Origin of the sequence: Paralcaligenes ureilyticus (genome assembly GCF_004346225.1) — a bacterium.
Taxonomy (GTDB): domain Bacteria; phylum Pseudomonadota; class Gammaproteobacteria; order Burkholderiales; family Burkholderiaceae_B; genus Paralcaligenes; species Paralcaligenes ureilyticus.
Window position 1 is genome coordinate 1 of record NZ_SMAJ01000034.1, and the last position, 5,727, is coordinate 5,727.

The window sequence follows — 5,727 nt, forward strand, 5'->3', positions numbered from 1 at the left end:
CATCGTTTGTTCTTTAACAATCAAACAGTCGATAAGTGTGGGCGCTTGGAATGAGTGGGCAGCCTTTCTCACGAGAGGTCGCATCAAGCAATATCAAGTGCTTACACAAATGAAGAAGTCAAGTTTTAAGTTAATTAAAACCTGCTTTTTCTTTGAGCATAGCGACGTATGACCGCTGTTCCTTAGGGGATGGCAAGGAAAATACGGTTTTAAATATACAGAGATTGAACTGAAGAGTTTGATCCTGGCTCAGATTGAACGCTAGCGGGATGCTTTACACATGCAAGTCGAACGGCAGCGCGAAGGAAAGCTTGCTTTTCTTTGGCGGCGAGTGGCGAACGGGTGAGTAATGTATCGGAACGTGCCCAGTAGCGGGGGATAACTACGCGAAAGCGTGGCTAATACCGCATACGCCCTACGGGGGAAAGGGGGGGATCGCAAGACCTCCCACTATTGGAGCGGCCGATATCGGATTAGCTAGTTGGTGGGGTAAAGGCCTACCAAGGCGACGATCCGTAGCTGGTTTGAGAGGACGACCAGCCACACTGGGACTGAGACACGGCCCAGACTCCTACGGGAGGCAGCAGTGGGGAATTTTGGACAATGGGGGCAACCCTGATCCAGCCATCCCGCGTGTGCGATGAAGGCCTTCGGGTTGTAAAGCACTTTTGGCAGGGAAGAAACGGCACCTTTTAATACAGGGTGTCACTGACGGTACCTGCAGAATAAGCACCGGCTAACTACGTGCCAGCAGCCGCGGTAATACGTAGGGTGCAAGCGTTAATCGGAATTACTGGGCGTAAAGCGTGCGCAGGCGGTTCGGAAAGAAAGATGTGAAATCCCAGGGCTCAACCTTGGAACGGCATTTTTAACTCCCGAGCTAGAGTATGTCAGAGGGGGGTAGAATTCCACGTGTAGCAGTGAAATGCGTAGAGATGTGGAGGAATACCGATGGCGAAGGCAGCCCCCTGGGACAATACTGACGCTCAGGCACGAAAGCGTGGGGAGCAAACAGGATTAGATACCCTGGTAGTCCACGCCCTAAACGATGTCAACTAGCTGTTGGGGCCTTCGGGCTTTAGTAGCGCAGCTAACGCGTGAAGTTGACCGCCTGGGGAGTACGGTCGCAAGATTAAAACTCAAAGGAATTGACGGGGACCCGCACAAGCGGTGGATGATGTGGATTAATTCGATGCAACGCGAAAAACCTTACCTACCCTTGACATGTCTGGAATCCTTAAGAGATTGAGGAGTGCTCGCAAGAGAACCGGAACACAGGTGCTGCATGGCTGTCGTCAGCTCGTGTCGTGAGATGTTGGGTTAAGTCCCGCAACGAGCGCAACCCTTGTCATTAGTTGCTACGAAAGGGCACTCTAATGAGACTGCCGGTGACAAACCGGAGGAAGGTGGGGATGACGTCAAGTCCTCATGGCCCTTATGGGTAGGGCTTCACACGTCATACAATGGTCGGGACAGAGGGATGCCAACCCGCGAGGGGGAGCCAATCTCAGAAACCCGATCGTAGTCCGGATTGGAGTCTGCAACTCGACTCCATGAAGTCGGAATCGCTAGTAATCGCGGATCAGCATGTCGCGGTGAATACGTTCCCGGGTCTTGTACACACCGCCCGTCACACCATGGGAGTGGGTTTTACCAGAAGTAGTTAGCCTAACCCGCAAGGGGGGGCGATTACCACGGTAGGATTCATGACTGGGGTGAAGTCGTAACAAGGTAGCCGTATCGGAAGGTGCGGCTGGATCACCTCCTTTTAGAGCGACGCTCACGAAGCGAAAGCGTCCACGCTTATCGGCTGTTAAACAGTTTAGACACGATTAAACCCGAGGGGGGAAGTGGCCCGGGCGAGCCGGTCAGGCGCGCGTCGGGCGGTTTGTCTCGCGACGGGATGGGGTCAGTAGCTCAGTCGGTTAGAGCACCGTCTTGATAAGGCGGGGGTCGTTGGTTCGATTCCAACTTGACCCACCACACGGCTTTGAAGAAGGTTCGGGGGGGATTAGCTCAGCTGGGAGAGCACCTGCTTTGCAAGCAGGGGGTCGTCGGTTCGATCCCGTCATCCTCCACCAACGATCGCTCGAGGGTTGGACTCTTGAGTGGGTCGGTGCGCGCAGGCGCGGTGGGGCGTTTAATCGTGTCGGTTAGAAGGTGAGAAGCGGATAACGAAGAGCGTCCTGGGGGGAATTCCAGGGGGTTGTTCGTTAGGCGCTACGCGTTTAACGTGAAGCTGTTTTGTTCTTTAACAATCTGGAAGAAGCACAACGAAGTGTATTTATGGTGGCATGGCTTTAGAGATGAAGCGATGCGACGTAAGTACGGGTTGTGATTGCATTATAAATTTTTTGTTCAATAGTTCTCAAAAAGGGTAATGGCCTAACGGTTATTAGCCGCTTTGAAATGATGAACGGCACAAACGCGAAAACTCAGTAGTAAGTATGGGTTCTATAGCCGATAGCGTTATAGGATCAAGTGACTAAGTGCATGTGGTGGATGCCTTGGCGATCACAGGCGAAGAAGGACGTGGTAGTCTGCGAAAAGCGACGGGGAGCTGACAAACGAGCTTTGATCCGTCGATATCCGAATGGGGAAACCCACCGCGCAAGCGGTATTCCTGGCTGAATACATAGGCCAGAGAAGGCGAACCGGGTGAACTGAAACATCTCAGTAGCTCGAGGAAAAGAAATCAACCGAGATTCCGATAGTAGCGGCGAGCGAACTCGGAACAGCCTTGACGTTTTAGCGTGTCTTATAGTCGAACGGACTGGAAAGTCCGGCCATAGCAGGTGATAGCCCTGTAGACGAAATGAGGCGCGTGGAACTAAGCGTCAGAGAAGTAGGGCGGGACACGTGAAATCCTGCTTGAAGATGGGGGGACCATCCTCCAAGGCTAAATACTCGTGATCGACCGATAGTGAACCAGTACCGTGAGGGAAAGGCGAAAAGAACCCCGGAAGGGGAGTGAAATAGATCCTGAAACCGCATGCATACAAACAGTCGGAGCCTCTTTATGGGGTGACGGCGTACCTTTTGTATAATGGGTCAGCGACTTACATTCAGTGGCAAGCTTAACCGAATAGGGGAGGCGTAGCGAAAGCGAGTCCGAATAGGGCGTTTAGTCGCTGGGTGTAGACCCGAAACCAGGCGATCTATCCATGGTCAGGTTGAAGGCACGGTAACACGTGCTGGAGGACCGAACCCACTAATGTTGAAAAATTAGGGGATGAACTGTGGATAGGGGTGAAAGGCTAAACAAGCCTGGAAATAGCTGGTTCTCTCCGAAAACTATTTAGGTAGTGCCTCGCGTGATTACTGCAGGGGGTAGAGCACTGTTATAGCTAGGGGGCCATGATGGCTTACCAACCTATGGCAAACTCCGAATACCTGCAAGTACAGCGCGGGAGACAGAGCACCGGGTGCTAACGTCCGGACTCAAGAGGGAAACAACCCAGACCGCCAGCTAAGGTCCCTAACTATGGCTAAGTGGGAAACGAAGTGGGAAGGCATAGACAGTCAGGAAGTTGGCTTAGAAGCAGCCATCTTTTAAAGAAAGCGTAATAGCTCACTGATCGAGTCGTCCTGCGCGGAAGATGTAACGGGGCTAAGCCATAGACCGAAGCTGCGGATGTGTGTTCTTCGGAACATACGTGGTAGGAGAGCGTTCTGTAAGCCTGCGAAGGTGTCTTGTAAAGGATGCTGGAGGTATCAGAAGTGCGAATGCTGACATGAGTAGCGATAAAGGGGGTGAAAAGCCCCCTCGCCGTAAGTCCAAGGTTTCCTGCGCAACGTTCATCGGCGCAGGGTGAGTCGGCCCCTAAGGCGAGGCAGAGATGCGTAGCTGATGGGAAACGGGTTAATATTCCCGTACCGTCGTAGAATGCGATGGGGGGACGGATCGCGAAAGATCATCGGGGTGTTGGAAGTCCCCGTTGCGACATTGGAGAAGGCGCTTAGGTAAATCCGGGCGCGCAATTCAAGGGTGTTGCACGTAGCGCGTTTTTAACGCGTGAAGTGATTGGAAGTGGTTCCAAGAAAAGCCTCTAAGCTTCAGTTCTACGAGACCGTACCGCAAACCGACACAGGTGGACGGGATGAATATTCCAAGGCGCTTGAGAGAACTCAGGAGAAGGAACTCGGCAAATTGATACCGTAACTTCGGGAGAAGGTATACCCCGGTAGGGTGAAGGGCTTGCGCCCGGAGCTCGATGGGGTCACAGAGAATCGGTGGCTGCGACTGTTTATTAAAAACACAGCACTCTGCAAAGACGAAAGTCGACGTATAGGGTGTGACGCCTGCCCGGTGCCGGAAGGTTAAGTGATGGGGTGCAAGCTCTTGATCGAAGCCCCGGTAAACGGCGGCCGTAACTATAACGGTCCTAAGGTAGCGAAATTCCTTGTCGGGTAAGTTCCGACCTGCACGAATGGCGTAACGATGGCCACACTGTCTCCTCCTGAGACTCAGCGAAGTTGAAGTGTTTGTGATGATGCAATCTACCCGCGGCTAGACGGAAAGACCCCATGAACCTTTACTGTAGCTTTGCATTGGACTGTGAACCGGCCTGTGTAGGATAGGTGGGAGGCATTGAAGCCGCGTCGCTAGACGTGGTGGAGCCAACCTTGAAATACCACCCTGGTTTGTTTGCGGTTCTAACCTTGGCCCATTATCTGGGTTGGGGACAGTGCATGGTGGGCAGTTTGACTGGGGCGGTCTCCTCCTAAAGCGTAACGGAGGAGTTCGAAGGTACGCTAGGTACGGTCGGAAATCGTGCTGATAGTGCAATGGCATAAGCGTGCTTGACTGTGAGACTGACACGTCGAACAGGTGCGAAAGCAGGACATAGTGATCCGGTGGTTCTGAATGGAAGGGCCATCGCTCAACGGATAAAAGGTACTCTGGGGATAACAGGCTGATACCGCCCAAGAGTTCATATCGACGGCGGTGTTTGGCACCTCGATGTCGGCTCATCTCATCCTGGGGCTGTAGCCGGTCCCAAGGGTATGGCTGTTCGCCATTTAAAGAGGTACGTGAGCTGGGTTTAAAACGTCGTGAGACAGTTTGGTCCCTATCTGCCGTGGGCGTTGGATACTTGACGGAGCCTGCTCCTAGTACGAGAGGACCGGAGTGGACGTACCGCTGGTGTATCGGTTGTCATGCCAATGGCATTGCCGAGTAGCTATGTACGGAAGAGATAACCGCTGAAGGCATCTAAGCGGGAAACTCGTCTGAAGATTAGGTATCCCGGGGGCTAGACCCCCCTGAAGGGTCGTTCGAGACCAGGACGTTGATAGGTCGGGTGTGTACGCGCAGTAATGCGCTCAGCTAACCGATACTAATTGCCCGTGCGGCTTGATCCTATAACCCTATCGGGTTGTACGTGAGAGTGCCGTTCAAAATGAAAGATGATAAAGTCGTGTGGCCACATAGGCCTCACGCAGCACTGAGCTTGCTCAGTATCGCGCCCCGTACGCACATAAAACACCCTACCTATACATCGGCTTGCAGGCCCAAGGTCCGCAGGCAGTGCTTCTTCTCCAGATTCGTTGGCGCGAGCCCCTAAAGCTCGCCCAACCCCCGGTTACGCTTGACGACCATAGCGAGGTGGTCCCACCCCTTCCCATCCCGAACAGGATCGTGAAACGCCTTTGCGCCGATGATAGTGGACGTACGTCTGTGAAAGTAGGTCATCGTCAAGCTCTTATCTCCCAACGCCCCGACAG

The 5,727-nt window shown here is 53.2% G+C and carries 2 tRNA genes and 3 rRNA genes; all 5 read left to right on the forward strand.

Features of this window, described 5'->3' with window-relative positions:
- Positions 1–226: 226 nt before the first annotated feature.
- Positions 227–1,769 (forward strand): 16S ribosomal RNA (locus EDC26_RS19975).
- Positions 1,770–1,906: 137 nt separating this feature from the next.
- Positions 1,907–1,983 (forward strand) — tRNA-Ile (locus EDC26_RS19980).
- A gap of 22 nt (positions 1,984–2,005) precedes the next feature.
- Positions 2,006–2,081, forward strand: a tRNA-Ala gene (locus tag EDC26_RS19985).
- A 394-nt stretch (positions 2,082–2,475) separates the two neighbouring features.
- Positions 2,476–5,364 (forward strand): 23S ribosomal RNA (locus EDC26_RS19990).
- 226 nt (positions 5,365–5,590) lie between these two features.
- A 5S ribosomal RNA gene (gene rrf / locus EDC26_RS19995) occupies positions 5,591–5,703 on the forward strand.
- Together the 16S, 23S and 5S rRNA genes with 2 tRNA genes alongside form the textbook arrangement of a ribosomal RNA operon.
- Positions 5,704–5,727: the final 24 nt, after the last annotated feature.